Origin of the sequence: Myroides oncorhynchi, from assembly GCF_020905415.1 — a bacterium.
In the GTDB taxonomy this organism is placed as follows: domain Bacteria; phylum Bacteroidota; class Bacteroidia; order Flavobacteriales; family Flavobacteriaceae; genus Flavobacterium; species Flavobacterium oncorhynchi_A.
This window is the reverse complement of record NZ_JAJJMP010000001.1, coordinates 4,016,829-4,034,962: the sequence shown is the minus strand read 5'-3', so window position 1 is coordinate 4,034,962 and position 18,134 is coordinate 4,016,829. Positions and strand designations below refer to the sequence as shown.

Genomic DNA, 18,134 nt, shown 5'->3' with positions numbered 1-18,134 from the left:
CGACATTGCACATGAAAGCACACACAACTAAAATCATCGGTCAAGGACTTACTTACGATGATGTACTATTAGTTCCAAACTATTCGGAAATACTTCCAAGAGAAGTAAGTTTAAAATCAAAATTTTCAAGAAACATTACCTTAAACGTTCCTATCGTATCTGCTGCTATGGATACTGTTACGGAAAGTGAAATGGCTATCGCTATGGCTCGTGAAGGAGGAATCGGAGTGATTCACAAGAACATGACAGCTGAAGAGCAAGCGAAAGAAGTTAGAAAGGTTAAAAGAGCGGAGTCTGGTATGATTATAGACCCTGTAACTCTTCCTCTAACAGCTACTGTAGGTGATGCTAAAAAAGCAATGGCTGAATTTGGAATCGGTGGTATTCCAATCGTTGATGACAACGGTATTCTTAAAGGAATCATTACAAATAGAGATATGCGCTTCGAGAAACAAAACGATAGAGCTATCACGGATGTAATGACTAAAGATAATCTAGTAACTGCAGCTGAAGGTACTACTTTAGAGCAAGCAGAAGAAATTCTTCAAGAGAAAAAAATCGAGAAATTACCAGTAGTAAATGCTGACTACAAATTAGTAGGGTTAATCACGTTTAGAGATATTACTAAACTGACTTTAAAACCAAATGCTAATAAAGATAAGTTCGGTAGACTACGTGTAGCTGCAGCTTTAGGAGTTACTGCTGATGCGGTAGATAGAGCACAGTTATTAGTTCAGGCTGGTGTAGATGCATTAATTATCGATACAGCTCACGGACACTCTCAAGGTGTAGTAGGGGTATTAAAAGCAGTGAAAGCAGCTTTCCCTCAGATCGATGTAGTAGTAGGTAATATCGCTACTCCAGAGGCAGCATTATTCTTAGTAGAAAATGGAGCTGATGCTGTAAAAGTAGGTATCGGACCTGGATCTATCTGTACAACACGTGTAGTAGCAGGTGTAGGATTTCCTCAGTTCTCAGCTATTATGGAAGTAGCAGCTGCGTTAAAAGGAACAGGTGTACCAGTTATCGGTGATGGAGGTCTACGTTATACAGGAGATATTCCTAAAGCAGTAGGAGCAGGAGCTGACTGTGTTATGTTAGGTTCTATGTTAGCAGGTACTAAAGAATCTCCAGGAGAAACTATTATCTTCGAAGGTAGAAAGTTTAAAGCATATAGAGGTATGGGATCTGTAGCAGCAATGAAGCAAGGTTCTAAAGACCGTTACTTCCAAGATGTGGAAGATGATGTGAAAAAACTTGTACCAGAAGGTATCGAAGGGCGTGTTCCTTATAAAGGAGAACTTAACGAGAGTATGTTACAGTTCATTGGAGGACTTAGAGCAGGTATGGGATACTGTGGTGCTAAAGACATCCCTACGTTACAAGAAGTAGCTAGATTCGTTCAGTTAACAGCTTCAGGTATCGGAGAGAGTCACCCTCATAATATCACTATTACTAAATCTGCACCTAACTATTCTAGATAGTAATTAGTTTACAGTTTACAGTTATCAGTTAACGGTTAGTAGGTTAGTAGAGACACAATATATTTTGTGTTATATGGCACGGCATGGATTACAAATCCACGCCAACCCAAGATATAAAATAACAAAAGGCTATTTCGTGAGAAATAGCCTTTTGTTATTTTATATAAGTTCTGTATATTATCTAATGGCGCAGGCACAGATTCCTAATTCTTAATTATAACTTGACTGCGTCAGCTAGCTTGCGTATTTTAATATTTAAAGCTACATAAGTAAGTGATACAAAAGGAGAAATAATATTAAAGAATGCATAAGGTGCATACGTCATCGTATCGATACCTAGTACTCCTGCGTGATATGCACCACAGGTATTCCAAGGAATTAATACAGAAGTAACAGTACCAGAGTCTTCGAGTGTTCTACTTAAGTTCTCAGGAGCAAGTCCTTTTTCTTTATACGCTTTAGAGAACATCTTACCAGGTATCACTATTGATAGATATTGTTCAGAAGCTGTTAAGTTTACTACGACACAACTTGCCATTGTACTTGCAAATAATCCGAATACAGATTTAGCAACACTAAGTAATGTTTCTGTAATTTTCTTTAATGCTCCAATAGCTTCCATTGCCCCACCAAAGAACATTGCGCAGATAATTAACCATACTGTATTAAGCATACTTTTCATTCCACCTGCTTCAAATAGGCTATTTAAGCTCTCCATAGGAGATAAGATTGCGATATCTGTAGTAATAGCATTCATAATACCTCTATATGCAGTAACAGGTGTTAGAGTCGTTCCTTCACCTACTAGAGCTACTGTGTCAGGTTGGAATATTAGAGCGAATACAGCACCTAATAATGTACCAAATAACAAGGCTAATATAGGTTTAACTTTTTTTAGAATGATACCAATCACAATAACAGGAACAAGGAATAGCCATGGAGTGATATTAAAGGTGTTTTTAATAGCTGTCAGTGTTGCAGTCATATCAATACTCTCAGGCACGTCTAGATTAAAGCTTATGATGATAAATATAATAAGGGTTAGGATATAAGTTGGTATAGTCGTGTACATCATATATCTAATATGTGTAAATAAGTCTGTACCAGACATAGCTGAAGCTAAGTTAGTCGTATCAGATAAAGGAGATAACTTATCCCCAAAGTAAGCACCAGAGATAACAGCACCACCTACAAGTCCCATAGATATTCCCATAGCATTACCTATACCGACAAGTGCAATACCTACTGTAGCTGAGGTAGTCCAAGAGCTACCTGTGGCAAGAGAGATAATCGAACAGATAATTACGGTAGCAGGTAAGAATATATGTGGTTCTAAGATTTGTAAACCATAGTATATCATCGTAGGGATAATACCACTTAATAACCATGTTCCTGACAAAGCACCAACTAGTAATAAGATATAAATAGCTCGAGTAGTCTCTCTTACATTTTTGGTAATCTTCTTAATAATATCTTCATAATCCACTTTATTATATAGTCCAACTCCAATAGCTATAAGACCTCCAATAAGCAATACAAATTGGTTAGAACCTTTTAAAGCAGCGCTTCCATAAACAAAAACATTAATACCTAATAGGGTAATTAGCACAACCATTGGTACTAAGGATTGAAATAGGGTGACTTTTTTTGGTTTTGGTTTTGAATCAGTATTCATAATTGTGTTTAAGATTTATTAAAGGAGTTCAATATACACATAAAACAATAAAAACTGATATTTGCTATATATTATTTAGTAGAAAAGAGTATGTTGACATTTTGTTGCCGAATATGTAAAAAAAACCTACACAAGGTAGGTTTTTGAGGTGTATTATTTTTTTGGTTCTTCATCTCTTGGATCACCTATTTTTACATAGTTGATTTGAACTGTTTCTAGTTTGTCATCTATTAGTAATTGAGTGAATAAGTGCAGTGTTTTTTGTTCTACTTGTTGGATTTTTCTCTTGTCTTGTTGTTTTTCTAAAACAATGAAATTATCATTAACAGAACCCAGTTGAACTAAAGGTATGGTATCAGTGGTATAATACTGTACTAGCTTGGCTGATTCATGTTGATCAGTAAATACTTCTAATGTTTCGTTTCTACTGAATGTTCCTAGTTCAATGTATTTTTTAGTACTTCCATCTTTTAATGTGACAGTATCAGCTTCCCATTTTCCAAAGTATGTTTTTATTATAAGTGAACTTTCACTGTTGCAACTTGTAAAGATCATCGCTATTAATATAGTAATGATTGATAATAATTTTTTCATTAATTTATTTAGGTTAGTTATAATGCGTGAATATATAAAAAAAAGGAATTGAGTGAGTATACTCGATAAAAAAAAGCCCCATAATTAATATTATGAGGCTTTGATATTATAAACATTAGTTTCTTTTATAAGTTACTGTAACAGGTAATTTAGCACCTCGCATTTCTATATTATATTCTAATGTCAATTTAGCTTTAGTTGCACTTATAATTTTTCTAGGTTCGTATTTTTTATCTCCAATTAAAAGAATAGTTTTTTCATTTTCAACTGTTCCTTTAACTTCAGGTAGTTTATTACCATTTTTTTGATACTCTAATAAATTTGCTTTGGAAGAAGTTAAAATAAGTATCTCTTTAGTGATTTGTTCTCCTTCTTTTACTCCTTCTTCCGCAGGAAAATCTTCAAATTTATGTTTCCCTTTAAAACTACCCATTTGATAAAATAAACTGTCGGTTACCCAATTACCTTCATATTCAGTCTTAACACGAATCTCTTTGTTATCATCACTTGAACATGATGTTAAAGATAGGGTAGCGCCTACGAAAAGCACTAGAGCTAAAAGTTTTTTCATTTGTATATTAAGTTGTTAGTTATTTGTTGTCTTGATGTTATTTAAAGCCTTTTACGCTTTTGTTGTAGATTTTGTCTTTGTCTTCTTTAGTAAGGTCTTTTTTGTATTGGAATAGTGCCGCTTCCCAATCTCCGTATCCTGTGTTAGGTAACACGATAAATTTCTTACCAAAAAGCTCTTGATTAGATTTTACGTTTTGAGAACGTTCTTCTTGTGTTTTTTTATCAAAAGCAGTAGAGAAGTCAGATAAGTTATCCCCTAGTAACATTACTATTTCGTGAGTTTCGCTTAGTTTTTGACGTCTAGTTTCTTTACTTGATTCTGCTGTTCTTACGATAACATGTGCATCATCTACATAAGGATAGTTGTGTTTTACCAAGTTTTTCATTGTACCTGGTTTATCGTTTTGGTTTCTATTTGTGATATAAAAAACCTCAATCCCTTTAGATTTAGCATAGTTAAAAAACTCTAAACTACCTAATAAAGGAATCGCTTCACCTTTAGAAGTCCATTCTGTCCAAGTAGCTTGGTCATAAGATTTACCTTCTCTAGCCATTTGTACAGCATAAGGAGAGTTGTCCAAGAAAGTTTCATCTATATCCGTAACGATAGCAAGAGGTTTGCTATGTTGTTCTGCAAGGATACGATCTAGTTGTAAAGTAGCAATATTAAAAGCTTGTGCGCATAGAGCTTGGTATTCAGCAGCGTTTTGTTGGAAGACTGCAGCATACAATTTACCATTTACTTCAATGTTGTTTAATGCATTTTGTGAAGTAGTAGTTCCTTGTGGAACTGACTTACATGCAGTTAAAGCCGTAAAAGCTAATCCTGCAATAAGAAAAGATCTTTTAAGCATGTGTATTATTTTTCTGTTTGAAGACAAAAATACAATAATTATCGGTACTTAAGTGGTGTTTATCTAACGATAAGTAGCTAAAAAAGGAGAAAGGAATCTCTGTTATTATGTTTATGTGCTATAATAGAGGATAATAAAGTAAAAAAGAGTACCCCTTAAGAAAAGGGATACTCTTGGTATGATTTATTTTAGCTCAGCAGCTTTCTCATCAAATAGATCACTTACTGACCAATATCTTTCTCCTGTATCATAATTAAAAGTTAGGATAGTCGCTCCTTTTTCTATTTCAGGTAGTTTTTTTGCAATTGCTGCTAAAGATGTTCCTGTAGAGATACCAGCTAATATTCCTTCTTCACTAGCTATTTTATTAGTATAGTAATATGCTTCTTCTTTTGCGATAGTAATTACTCCATCAAAGATGCTTGTATTTACTACTTTAGGAATAAAACCAGCTCCAATTCCTTGTAAGGGATGTGGACCAGGATTTCCTCCGCTTAGCACAGGAGAGTTCTCAGGTTCTACGGCATATACTTTAAGATTAGGAAATTTCTCTTTAAGTACTTCAGCTACGCCTGTAATATGTCCGCCAGTACCAACACCTGTAATAAGGTAATCAATACCCTCAGGGAAATCATTAAGGATTTCTTGAGCTGTAGTTTTGCGGTGTATTTCAGGGTTAGCAAAGTTACTGAATTGCTGAGGAACCCAGGCATTATCCATTTGTTCGGCAAGTTCTACTGCTTTAGAAACAGAACCAGAAGTACCCAATTCTTTAGGAGTAAGGACAAATTTAGCTCCATAAGCAGCCATGAGTTTTCTTCTCTCAATACTCATTGATTCTGGCATTACAAGTATTAACTTATATCCTTTAACTGCACAAGCCATTGCAAGACCTACGCCAGTGTTTCCAGAAGTAGGTTCTATAATAATAGTCTCTTTATTAATCAAACCCTTTGCTTCAGCATCTTCAATCATTGCTACTGCTATACGATCTTTTAAACTACCACCAGGGTTTTGTTTTTCTAACTTAATCCAAACATTTATGTCTGATGGGAAAAGTTTGTTTATTTTAATATGAGGAGTGTTACCGATTGCCTCAAGTACATTATTTATTTTCATATTTTTTCTTTTTAGTTTATTATATAATAAAATTAATTGGTTCAGGATATCCCTCTTGATCTTTAGAGTAACTTTTACTTTTACTATAGATTATAGAGTTAGGCTTAACACTTTTTGTTAACCAAACATTACCTCCAATTACAGTATCATGGCCTATCGTGGTTTCTCCACCTAATATTGTAGCTCCAGAATAGATTATAACGTTATCTTCAATATATGGGTGTCTTCTAGTGTTAGCTTTATCTTTTGATACGGATATAGCCCCAAGTGTTACACTTTGATATATTTTTACATTTTGACCTATTACACAAGTTTCTCCGATAACTATTCCTGTTCCGTGATCTATACAAAAATGTGAACCGATAGTAGCAGCTGGGTGTATATCTATTCCTGTTTTACTATGTGCGTGTTCTGTCCAAATACGCGGTAACAAAATTACTTTTTGTGTGTGTAATTGATGTGCAAAACGGTAAATAGCTATTGCATAAAAACCAGGATAAGCTATATATACTTCCTGAAGACAAGTAGCTGCAGGATCATTGTCTAATATAGCTTTAGCGTCTAATTTTAATGTGAAGAATATCTGAGGTAATGCATTGAAAAAATCATCTGCTATTTTTTGAGATTTTTCAACATTGTTATTGATATTAAAAACGATTGATACTAATTCAATTCTCAGTGTAGATAAGCGAATATCAATGGACTCTTCAGATAAGTATTTCTTGTCTTCAAGTTGGAAAAGAAAATGAAATAAAGTATCAGTGAATTTTTCTATTCTATGTTTATCTAAGAAAGATTGTGAACTCTCGTTTTGTGTTAGTAGTTCTCTAACGAAATCATTTTGCATGAATTACTGTAATTATATTAAACTGTTATTATCCGTTTAATTAATATCTAGATGATTTAAAAATGAGTGAATTATTAGTTTGATATTAATTAACTACGCTAGTTTAATTGTTTAAAATTTTATTAAAACGTCATTCAAGACTACTAGAAAGTCGTTTATAATGTAAATGTAAGAATTGTATTAGAAAGGTAGTAGATAGTTTAACAAATATTTTAAGGTGGTATTAGTTACATTAAAACGAGTACTTTTATTAGACATGTAGTGACAAAGTATCTATTTGGGATAATAGTTGTTAAAAATGAAAAGTAGAACTTTTTACTCTGTAATATTATATTATCTTTGTTTTAGAATTACAAAGGCGAAGTAATTCAATCAGTTATGTGTTTTGTTTCTGAAATAGATTTTTTATTTAATTTCTTTTGAGCTGGCTACTTAAAAAGGGATTTGGTTTTGTTGTTTTGTTGTTCTATTTCAAAATTTGTGAAACAAAGTAAAATACATACTAAAATAAAGAAGGTTCCTCATTCGAGGAACCTTTTTTGTTTTTAATATGTGCTTTTATTCTAATAATAATGATTTTAAGTTCTTTCTATATGCCTCCATTAGTTCTGCTTTCTCTATATATCCTATGTATTTCTTTTGCTCTTGTACTAGGACAAATTCTAAATTATTAGTTTCTAAGGTCTGCATTACTATTTTAGTTGAATCATTTTTAGACACAATAATAGGTGTTTCAATTAAATCTTTGATAGGAGTGAATTTAGTTTGAAACCCGCTAAAAATTATCGGTCTTACACTGTCTAGTTTAATAATTCCAGTAATTTTATATTCCTCATCAAGTATAGGAATAAAAGTTTGTTTCGTATTAGCGAAGATATCGACTACAGAAGCAGTTGTATCTTGCATAGTCAATGTTCTTATTTCATTTTTAATATAATCTGTCGCTACAATTGTATTTAAGATATTAGAATCCTTGTCAGAAGTAAAGACCATACCAGAAGTAGCTATTGATTTAATATCCATAGAATACTTCTCCATGTGTTTAGATATAGCAAAACTTATAGAAGATACAATAAGTAGAGGTACCATTAGCCCATACCCTCCTGTTATCTCTGCTATTAGGAATATACCTGTTAATGGTGCATGAAATAACCCACTTATAACTGCTGCCATCCCGACTACCGTAAAGTTCTGTACTGGGATATCTTTAAGGCCTAACAGTTGTAGTAGTTTAGATAATGCAAAACCTAAATAGGAACCTACAAATAATGATGGAGCAAAGTTTCCTCCATTACCACCACTTCCCATCGTTAGCCCTACTGCATAGGTTTTAACTAATGCTGCTCCTGCAACAAATAAGAGTAATACCCATTGATTAGTAGAAAAATCTGATAGTAATGTGTTATGTAAGATTGCTTGAGGTGTATCGCTAGTTAGTACTTTAATACTCTCATATCCTTCCCCAAATAGTGTAGGAAATAAAAATATTAGAATAGCTAACATTGAAGCTCCAATCAATGCTTTCTTGTATGTTCCAAAGCGGAGATTAGAGATGTAATGTTCTGTTTTTCTAAACATTCTAGCGTGATAAACACAAAAGAATCCAGATAGTATCCCTAATAAGATATAGTATATCGTGTTGCCTGTATCAAAAACTAATTGATTCTTAAATGAAAGTAAGATGTCTTCTTTTATAATTAGATTAGTTACGATAGTACCCGTAGCTGCTGAGATCATAATGGGAATAAATGCAGAAACAGAAACATCAACTAAGATGATTTCAATAGCGAATAACACTCCAGCTATTGGAGCATTAAAGGCTGCTGATACCCCGGCTGCAACACCACATCCTAATAAAAGTATGCGGTCTTTATAGTTTAGTTTGTAGTTCTGTGCATAATTAGATCCGAAGGCTGCACCTGTAATGGCGATAGGAGATTCAAGTCCTAAAGACCCCCCCATTCCGACAGTTAAGGAGCTTGTAATAATTTGTGAGTACATCTGCTTACGTGGCATAATACCAGATTTCTTAGCTACAGCTATCATAATTTGATAGGTACCTTTCTCAATAGATCCATTTAAGAATTTTCTAATAATAAAAACGGTTAGTAGGATACCTATGATCGGTAAGATACTATTCATATAAGGTAGGTGAGAAATATTATCTATATATGTAGCAAGTTTAAATACATTATGAGCAAAATACTTTAGGATAGTAACTGCAATAGCAGAGGATGCACCTACTAAAACACAAGATAAATATAAGAATTGCCGATTGCTCAAGATAGACTTCAGAAAGAATAGAATTCCTTCTGAGTACTTGAATACTTGATTAGCGTAATACTTTATTTTCTTTGGACTTTTCGTTTTCATAATGCAAAAATAGTGTAAAAGGAGAGCCTTAAACAATAGTTAGCTAATTTTGTTGTTATAAAAACTAAAGATAACTTATAACTTTAATAAGTAACGATCTGTTTGTTTGAAAAGTATCAAATGATCTTGTAATTCTTTAAAAAAGACACTAAAATGATTTTCGAATACTTCATAGTGCTCTATAAGTTCTGTTGTTCCTAAAGACATTTTAGACACTCCCTTCGATCTTCTATCCATTTGAGTTAAAATATATCGTAATCCATCAATAGATTTATACTTCATAAGCCAATCTTCTTCTAACATAATATGTAGAAAATTCTGTACTCGTGGAGGTAAAATACTAAAGTTGTCTTCTAGTGAAGTATAGAAGGTCTCTGTATATTCTTCTAATGGAATATCACAGTAATCATCCCAATTCTTAGCAAGATAGTGGTCATAGTACATATCGATTAATACGGCTGCATAATGATTGTATTGAGGGACTATAAGTTTTTTACTAGCTCTCCATATCGGGTGTGCATCTGTATAAGTATCTATTTCTCTGTGTAGGATAACACCTTGTTGGATTCTAGTTGGGTAGTTTAAATAATCTTTTCCTCTAATACTATCTGCTACGAAGTTTCCTATTTTAAGTAAGGTATCATTTTCAGAAAGGAATATATGTGCTAAGAAGTTCATAATCTCGTTTTGCCTATAAAAATACACTATTTTACCAAAATGTTCAGGTTCTCCCTTGTATAATTATCTATCTTTGTGCTACTAAAAATATGTAATTATGACATTGATTAAATCTATATCAGGTATACGTGGTACTATAGGCGGTAAAGTAGGAGATAACCTTACACCAATAGATGCAGTAAAGTTTGCATCTGCTTATGGAACCTTCCTTAAAAACAATTCTCAAAAAGAAAATCTAAAAGTAGTTATTGGTAGAGATGCACGTATTTCAGGACCGATGATTCATAATTTAGTAGTGAATACGTTAATAGGACTAGGTATCGATGTAATAGACTTGGGGTTATCTACTACTCCTACAGTAGAGATAGCAGTTCCTTTAGAGAAAGCAGATGGAGGTATTATCCTAACTGCTTCTCATAATCCAAAACAATGGAATGCTTTAAAACTTCTAAATAGTAAAGGGGAGTTCTTAAGTGGAGCTGAGGGACAAATCATATTAGAGTTAGCAGATAAAGATGCATTTGATTTTGCAGATGTAGATAATCTAGGAACAGTAGTGTTTAAGAACGACTATATGGACATCCATATAGAGGAGATATTAAAGTTAAAACTAGTAGATGTAGAAGCTATTAAAAAACGCAAGTTTAAAGTAGTAGTAGATGCTGTTAATTCATCAGGAGGTATTATTATCCCTGCTTTATTGCGAAAACTAGGAGTAGAAGTAGTAGAATTATACTGTGAGCCAAACGGTCACTTCCCTCATAATCCAGAGCCTCTTAAAGAACATTTAGGAGATATCTGCGCTTTGGTGAAGAAAGAAAATGCAGACTTCGGTGTAGTAGTAGATCCTGATGTAGATCGCCTTGCTTTCATTTCTAACGATGGAGAGATGTTTGGGGAAGAATATACATTAGTAGCAATAGCTGATTATGTGTTAAGTAAGACTCCTGGTAATACAGTATCTAACTTATCATCTTCTCGTGCTTTAAGGGATATTACTAATAAACATGGTGGTACATATAATGCTTCTGCAGTAGGAGAGGTAAACGTAGTAGAGCTTATGAAAGCGACTAATGCTATCATCGGTGGGGAAGGTAATGGTGGTATCATCTATCCTGAGACACACTACGGACGGGATTCTATCGTTGGGGTGGCTTTATTCTTAACGCATTTATCTAACTTAGATATGACTGTAGCTGAGTTAAGAGCTTCTTATCCTCAGTATTATATGAGTAAAAATAAGATAGAACTTACTCCTAAGTTAAATGTAGATATGATCTTAGAGCAAATAGCTGAAAATTATAAGAACCAAGAGATATCTACTGTGGATGGTGTGAAGATTGACTTCCCTTCTTCATGGGTACACTTGAGAAAATCTAATACAGAACCTATTATCCGTATTTATACAGAAGCAGGTACACAAGAGGATGCTGATAGTCTAGCTTTGCGTATGATCGAAGAACTAAAAGTAATCGCAGGAATCTAATCAAATAAAGAGATTTATAAACAATAAAGGGAACCAATCGGTTCCCTTTATTTTTGGTATAAGTATTAATTGAATTCTGTACCGGTAAAGATTACAAGAATTACTTACATAACGCAGTGCAAATGTAAGTAGTCTATCAGTTATCCGTTTACGGAAAACCTCATTATGTCATTTTTTTGTAGGACTTATTCATATTTTCTAAAGATTCCTTCTTGGAATGGTGTCCATAGACAAGCTCTCATCTTCGCCAACTTTAACCCTGAGTTAGCCCAACTATTACAGGTGTGTAGAAAGCTATAATTACCTTCTCCCTCATAGAAGGAGTCATTCATTCCATAGACTTTATCAGTTTTAATATTGATTACTTGTCCGTCAGGATCTCTTTTAAAAGAGGCACGGGCATAGTCTATTAAGGCTTGATACTGTTTTTTAGAAATAGTTATCTTACGTGTGTCTTCTCCTTCTGTAATAGTGGGTAAAAAGGTAGTATGCATAGCTGTAGTCCCTAATCCAAAAGCAGCGTTCACTGCAATATCTAGTTTAACGTGTGCCCAATCTTCTACATCTAAAAAGAATCCTTTATCTCCCCAACCTAGTGCTACATAATCATAGTCTGTACGTTGACTTTTAGTATGCTCGAACTTTAGTTCATCACTCCAGTCTATAAGTTCTGATTTAATAGGAAATACATAGTCTGTGTGCATACCATTAGTATGGATGTACATAGTGATTTCACTTGGTTCACTTTGTTTCTTATTAACAGTGATACTTGATAAACCTCTAGCAGCCAAAAAGTAGACAAGAATAAGTACAATAAAAGTAACAACTATCATTAGTATTACTTTAAGTAACTTCTTGATGTATGTCATAAATGTGATTTGAGTATAATTTTAGCTAATTTACAACTATTTGTGATAATTAATTAGTGAGAAATATGGCGTGATAAAAAAAATCCTCTTGATAGCAAGAGGATTGTATAAAATATTATTTCATGTTTTCAGGTTTATTGCCTCTGTGCTTCCATCGTTTATGTGTCCAGAAGTAATATTCAGGTGCTTTTCTAATCTGTTTTTCCACTTCAGCTAAGAAGCGTTGTGTGATTTCATAGTTAGGAATATCTTTTGATGATTCTCCTTCTTTTAGTAATGGGACAAAAGTGGTTTGATAATGTCCTCTTTTTACATACTCCACCTTAAGATACATCGGTACCATATCGAATTTCTTACATAGTGCTTCACCACCTGTATACACAGGAACTTCTATTCCCATAAAGTCTTGCCAACAGTTGGCTTGACTTATCATAGGTGATTGATCACTTATAAAAGCATAAATACCATGATTCTTATTTACTTCATTTTGTCTAATTACACGAATAGTTTCTTTCATTTCGACTAATATAGTATCAAATCTAGAGCGCATTTTTTTAAATAATCCATCGAAGTAAGGATTGTTTAATTTTTTATAAACGGCATACCCTTGGAATTTAATGTATTTATCGAGGATAATCATCCATTCCCAATTCGCATAATGTGCACAGAACATCAATATACTTTTACCTTGTTTTTCTACTTCTAATACTGTGTCTAGATTAGTAAATGTAAATCTCTTTTTTAAGTCCTCTTCTGAGATTGTCAGTGTCTTTGCCATTTCTAAAAAGATATCACATAAGTGTTTAAAAGATTCTTTTTCAACACGTTTAACTTCTTGATCTGATAGTTCTGGCATTGTCAAGCGAATATTCTCACGCACTGTTTTTTTTCGATATCCTACTACTGTGTATAATAAAAAGTAAAATACATCAGACATAAAATAAAATAAAGAAAAAGGCATCTTTGAGATTAACCAGATTATAGGGTAGGCGATTATATATATAATGTAATTCATTTGTTCTGTTTTGTGCAAAGATAGGGTAATACAATAATCTAACACAAATTTAATAAATGAGTGCAGAACAATTCTTATTTTTATCAAAATGTTTTTTATGGGAGATATCTCTATAGTAACCTTAGTGCTTTTGGCATTAAATGGATTCGTAACCTATCAAGGGTTGAATGATTTTAATTTTTTTAATAAGTATTGCTTTGACATTAATCAGATTAATAGGGGGGAGCGTTATCGTTTTATTACAGCTGGTTTTCTACATGTTGATTGGATGCACTTTGCCTTTAATATGTTGACACTGTATTTCTTTGCAGACATCATTATATACACATCAGGCATTTTTTATTTTCTTGTTATCTACCTAGTAAGTCTTTTAGTTGGAAATGTATTGACTTATCAGTTTTATAAAACTAAACCTTATTATCGAGCTGTAGGTGCGTCTGGTGCGATTATGGGGATATTATATGCTGCTATTATGTTAAATCCAGATATGATGTTGGGGATATTCTTTGTAGTACCTATGCCTGCATATGTATTTGCAGTAGGGTATTTATTGTATTCACTTTATGGAATGAAGAAGAATAATGACGGAATAGGACATACGGCTCATATAGGAGGTGCTATAGCAGGTTTAGTATTGATACTGATTAAGTACCCTGTACTTTTACAAACAGAATTTAAGTTGATAGGTATACTGCTTATCCCAATGGCAATCTTAGTTTGGATGTACAGAAGTAATAAACTTCAATAGATTTTTTTTGGCAATTATTTATGACAAGGGAACTTTGAGCAGAACCTTTTTTGGATACATTTGTATTTAAGAAAAGCAAAAAGAAAGTCAATTATGAAAAAAATGTCAATCATGTTCGCGTCTATATTAATGACAACAACAGCAATCGTAGCACAAGATAATCATGGTGTAATTACTCCACAGATCCAAGTGAATGGAATAGGTAAAGTAAGTGTAACACCAGATAAAGTAATTATCAGAGTAGGAGTAGATAATAGAGATGAAACTGCAGCTGTTGCCAAAAAGACAAATGATGCAGCTATCGCTACAGTTATCAAGTATATTAAATCAATGAAAATAGAAGATAAAGACTTACAAACTCAAAGAGTGAGCCTTTATAAATCTAGAGATTATGAGGAGAAGAAAGATTACTTTACAGCGTCTCAGACATTAACGATCACACTTACTGATGTAGCCAAGTATGAGAAGTTAATGGTAGGTCTTACAGAGTCAGGTATTAATAAAATCGAAGGTGTAGACTTTCAGTCATCTAAGACTGCTATGTATGAAGCAGAAGCTCGTACATTAGCTGTTAAAGAAGCGAAACAAAAAGCGACTGATTATGCAAATGCATTAGGACAAAAAGTAGGTAAGGCTATCTTAGTGTCTGATAGCAGCGCTAACTCACCTATCATTGTTAGACCAATGTATATGATGAAAGCCGCTGCAGGAGATATGAATGACCAGACTTTAGCTTTAGGAGAATTAGAAGTAGTGTCTAATGTTTCTATTAGTTTTACGTTAGAATAAGAGTTTATAATTTATATTTAAAAAGGGCATGTCTAACTTAGACATGCCCTTTTTATATCATCTCGTTTATACTATTTTGTATAATCATACTCTAATGCTACTTCTTGCTTTTTAGCTATGCGTTCAGCTTGTAGTGCTCTAAGTTCTACACGTTTTATTTTACCACTAATTGTCTTAGGTAATTCAGTTACGAACTCTATTTTTCTAGGCATTTTATAAGGTGCTAAATGTTCTCGAGAATACTTAAATAAGTCATTAGCTAACTCAGCAGATGCTTTAGTATGATCACTTAGAATAATAAAAGCTTTCACTTCAAAACCTTTTACAGCATGTGGACTGGCAACTACTGCAGACTCTACTACATCATGATGTTCTAGTAATACACTTTCTACTTCAAATGGTCCGATACGATAATCAGATGCTTTGATAACATCGTCATCTCTACCAATAAACCAGATATAGCCATCTTCATCTTTATAGGCTTTGTCTCCAGTATAATACAACCCATGTTTAAATACCTCAGTTTGTTTTACTTTATCGTATAAGTATTCTTTAAATATACCATTTAACTGATCAGTACCTGTTTTAACACAGATGTTTCCTTCTTCATTGATAACTACTTCTTGTCCATCATCATCAGCAATGACAATGTCATATAAGAAAGTAGGTTTGCCCATAGAACCATATTTTAGTTTAGCATTTGGATAGTTAGCGATCATACATGTACTCTCTGTTTGCCCAAAACCATCTCTAACAATAAGTCCAGTTCCCTCTTTCCATTCTTCAATAATCTCTGGATTTAAGGGCTCTCCTGCAGCTACACATTTCTTTAAGCTAAAATTGTATTTCTTTAAATCTTCTTGAACAAAGAAGCGCAATACAGTAGGTGGAGCACATAGAGAAGTTACTTGATGTTTTTCTATCATCTCTAATGTTTTGGCAGCATTAAATCGCTCTTTAGTGGCAAAAGCAAAGATAGTAGCACCTACATTCCATGGAGCGAATAAACTACTCCAAGCAAACTTAGCCCATCCTGGTTGTGATATATTATAATGAATATCATTACGTGTTAAACCTATCCATGCAGTTGTCGTTAGATGCCCAATAGGTTGGCTTAATTGTGTATGACATACTATTTTAGGCATACCTGTAGTACCTGAAGTAAAGAACATAAATAAGGTGTCATCAGGTTTAGTCATTTCTCCTTCAGCTTCTTTACTTTGCTCATCTAGTACAGTCAGTGGATACCATCCATCTCTCTGTCCATCTACGATAATTTTAACAGGGATGCTAATGCCTGACTCTTTTTCTGCTTGATCTATTTTCTCTACATTATCACTATCTGCTAATATGACTTTCGGTGTAATCTTTTGGAATCTGTATACTAAGTCTTTTACTCCTAATATACTTGCAGCAGGAGATAATCTATAACCAGCTTTAATAGTCGCTAAGTGCGTAACCCAATTGATACGTTGAAGCATCATTTGGGTAAGTATAACATCATCTTTTTTAACTCCTTTTGTACGAAGAAAATTGATTAATTGGTTGTACCTGTCATGTAGTGTTTGGAATGTATAATGATGAGTCACCTCTCCATCTGTCCATAACAATGCTGTTTTTTCAGGTGTTTCTTTTACGTGTATGTCTTCATACACTTCTTGTACCCAGTTAAAATACTCAGGCTTTTCGATTTTTAGATCATGTAAGGCATCGTAATCCTGATCGATGAGTAATTCACCGATTTGTTTATACAAATCTTTCATTCTTTATTAAATTAGTTTTTGGTAGCGGTAATTTACAGAATTATGATGTATATAAAAATTTAAAATGGAATTGATATTAGGTAAAACCGTTGTTTTGAGTGATTTTAATTAATTAAAGCGCAATGAAATATTGATTATTCGAATAATTATGCAATTTGTATGCGTTAGATAGTTGTGTTTTTTTGTTTTTATTAGGAAGAAGTATTTATCACCTTAAAAATGATAAAAATGAATTTATACTAGCTGATTTGTATTTTAATTGAAAATAATCAGCTAGGGATGTATATTTTTTGAAGTAATTCTTCATACTCCAGCTTCACATCACTTGAAGAGGTTATACCTCCACCACTTTTATAGATATATTTATCTCCTTGTTGTTCTATAAAACGTATCATTACAGCACTATCAACGCTCTTGCCATCATAGAGACCACATACTCCAGTATAGTAATTTCGATCGTATTGTTCTGCTTTAGCTATTATATTTACTGTACTTTCTTTTGGAGATCCAGTGATAGAGCCTGCAGGTAGTAGTTTGCTAAATATAGTTCCGATCTCATGGTACCAATTAGGAGATAGGTCTCCTGCTATTTCAGAACTCATCTGTAAGATGGCGCCTTTAGAAGTCTCTAGTTTATCTAGGTATCTAAAGCGATTTACTTTCACTTTTTTAGAAACGATATTTAGATCATTTCGGATTAAATCAACAATAGTATAATGCTCTGCAGTCTCTTTTTTATTATTTAAGAGTAGCTCACTGGCATTGTGAATATCAGCTTTTATTGTTCCTTTCATAGGAAAAGAGTAGATAGTATTGTCTTTGATTTGAACAAATATCTCAGGAGAAAAACAAGTGAACTGATCTTTTACGAGTAGTTTATATTTAGCTTTAGCAGTGTGATACACATCTTCTAAGGTGTGCTTAGAAGATACAGGTGTAGCCACAGTTAAATTAATAAGGTATGTATTTCCTAGCTGTAACTCTTGTTTGACAATATCAAACTTCTCTTGATATTGTTCAAAGCTAAGGGGTGTAGCTTCTATTTTTAGACTAGTGATACGCTCTTTTGGTTGTGTATTGCTTATTCCGTTGAAGTTATATTTTATTTCTTCTTGATCAATATTTTTTAAGGGTTGGATGATACAATCTTTGCCATCATAGCTAATGATAAAAAGGAAGGGAATTCTCTGTGATCCCAATGAATTCATTAGAGAGATAGTTGTATCTTTGAGCACCATATTTAATCAAGTTTAAAGGTTCAAAAGTA

Annotated in this window: 16 protein-coding genes; 4 read left to right on the top strand and 12 right to left on the bottom strand. The window is 33.3% G+C overall.

Translation table 11 applies throughout. The features are described from left to right. Nucleotides 1-11 precede the first annotated feature (11 nt). Nucleotides 12-1,484, top strand: a complete 1,473-nt coding sequence (gene guaB / locus LNQ81_RS17610) for an IMP dehydrogenase (protein WP_121965241.1) — start codon at nt 12-14, stop codon at nt 1,482-1,484. 214 nt (nt 1,485-1,698) lie between these two features. On the opposite strand, the gene nhaC is transcribed toward guaB, so the two are convergent. From nhaC to LNQ81_RS17570, 8 genes are all read right to left on the bottom strand, one after another. Further along, complete coding sequence (nhaC, locus tag LNQ81_RS17605) at nt 1,699-3,159, bottom strand: Na+/H+ antiporter NhaC (protein ID WP_229949023.1); 1,461 nt, start codon at nt 3,157-3,159, stop codon at nt 1,699-1,701. A gap of 153 nt (nt 3,160-3,312) precedes the next feature. Then, the gene (locus LNQ81_RS17600) at nt 3,313-3,753 is read right to left on the bottom strand and encodes a hypothetical protein (RefSeq protein WP_229949021.1); all 441 of its coding nucleotides are present in this window, start codon (nt 3,751-3,753) and stop codon (nt 3,313-3,315) included. 115 nt (nt 3,754-3,868) lie between these two features. Then, nucleotides 3,869-4,324: a hypothetical protein gene (locus LNQ81_RS17595; RefSeq protein ID WP_229949019.1), complete on the bottom strand. Its 456-nt coding sequence runs from the start codon at nt 4,322-4,324 to the stop codon at nt 3,869-3,871. 37 nt (nt 4,325-4,361) lie between these two features. Further along, nucleotides 4,362-5,180, bottom strand: coding sequence for a 5'-nucleotidase, lipoprotein e(P4) family (locus LNQ81_RS17590; protein WP_229949017.1), 819 nt, complete (start codon nt 5,178-5,180; stop codon nt 4,362-4,364). A 183-nt stretch (nt 5,181-5,363) separates the two neighbouring features. Next, nucleotides 5,364-6,299: a cysteine synthase A gene (gene cysK / locus LNQ81_RS17585; protein WP_229949009.1), complete on the bottom strand. Its 936-nt coding sequence runs from the start codon at nt 6,297-6,299 to the stop codon at nt 5,364-5,366. 19 nt (nt 6,300-6,318) lie between these two features. Continuing rightward, on the bottom strand, nt 6,319-7,146 hold the full coding sequence (locus tag LNQ81_RS17580; protein ID WP_229949007.1) for a serine O-acetyltransferase: 828 nt from the start codon (nt 7,144-7,146) through the stop codon (nt 6,319-6,321). Between the two features lie 558 nt (nt 7,147-7,704). Beyond that, the gene (locus LNQ81_RS17575; RefSeq protein ID WP_229949005.1) at nt 7,705-9,519 is read right to left on the bottom strand and encodes a chloride channel protein; all 1,815 of its coding nucleotides are present in this window, start codon (nt 9,517-9,519) and stop codon (nt 7,705-7,707) included. A 75-nt stretch (nt 9,520-9,594) separates the two neighbouring features. Further along, nucleotides 9,595-10,197, bottom strand: a complete 603-nt coding sequence (locus LNQ81_RS17570) for an acyl carrier protein phosphodiesterase (protein WP_229949004.1) — start codon at nt 10,195-10,197, stop codon at nt 9,595-9,597. A gap of 97 nt (nt 10,198-10,294) precedes the next feature. On the opposite strand from LNQ81_RS17570, the gene glmM reads away from it, so the two are divergent. After that, nucleotides 10,295-11,683, top strand: coding sequence for a phosphoglucosamine mutase (gene glmM, locus LNQ81_RS17565; RefSeq protein WP_229949002.1), 1,389 nt, complete (start codon nt 10,295-10,297; stop codon nt 11,681-11,683). A gap of 185 nt (nt 11,684-11,868) precedes the next feature. On the opposite strand, the gene LNQ81_RS17560 is transcribed toward glmM, so the two are convergent. Together LNQ81_RS17560 and LNQ81_RS17555 are read right to left on the bottom strand one after the other, a co-directional pair. Next, the gene (locus tag LNQ81_RS17560) at nt 11,869-12,552 is read right to left on the bottom strand and encodes a TIGR02117 family protein (RefSeq protein WP_229949000.1); all 684 of its coding nucleotides are present in this window, start codon (nt 12,550-12,552) and stop codon (nt 11,869-11,871) included. Nucleotides 12,553-12,667: 115 nt separating this feature from the next. Then, nucleotides 12,668-13,567: a lysophospholipid acyltransferase family protein gene (locus LNQ81_RS17555; RefSeq protein ID WP_229948998.1), complete on the bottom strand. Its 900-nt coding sequence runs from the start codon at nt 13,565-13,567 to the stop codon at nt 12,668-12,670. Nucleotides 13,568-13,664: 97 nt separating this feature from the next. On the opposite strand from LNQ81_RS17555, the gene LNQ81_RS17550 reads away from it, so the two are divergent. Next, nucleotides 13,665-14,315 (top strand): rhomboid family intramembrane serine protease, encoded by a 651-nt coding sequence (locus LNQ81_RS17550; protein WP_229948997.1) that lies wholly within the window; start codon nt 13,665-13,667, stop codon nt 14,313-14,315. 93 nt (nt 14,316-14,408) lie between these two features. Next, entirely contained in the window at nt 14,409-15,104 is a 696-nt protein-coding gene (locus LNQ81_RS17545; RefSeq protein ID WP_229948995.1) for an SIMPL domain-containing protein, read from the top strand. A 71-nt stretch (nt 15,105-15,175) separates the two neighbouring features. Here the strand turns inward: LNQ81_RS17545 and LNQ81_RS17540 are convergent, their stop codons facing one another. Further along, the gene (locus LNQ81_RS17540) at nt 15,176-16,867 is read right to left on the bottom strand and encodes an acyl-CoA synthetase (RefSeq protein ID WP_229948993.1); all 1,692 of its coding nucleotides are present in this window, start codon (nt 16,865-16,867) and stop codon (nt 15,176-15,178) included. 269 nt (nt 16,868-17,136) lie between these two features. Further along, nucleotides 17,137-18,105 (bottom strand): aminodeoxychorismate synthase component I, encoded by a 969-nt coding sequence (locus tag LNQ81_RS17535; protein ID WP_229948991.1) that lies wholly within the window; start codon nt 18,103-18,105, stop codon nt 17,137-17,139. Nucleotides 18,106-18,134 lie beyond the last annotated feature (29 nt).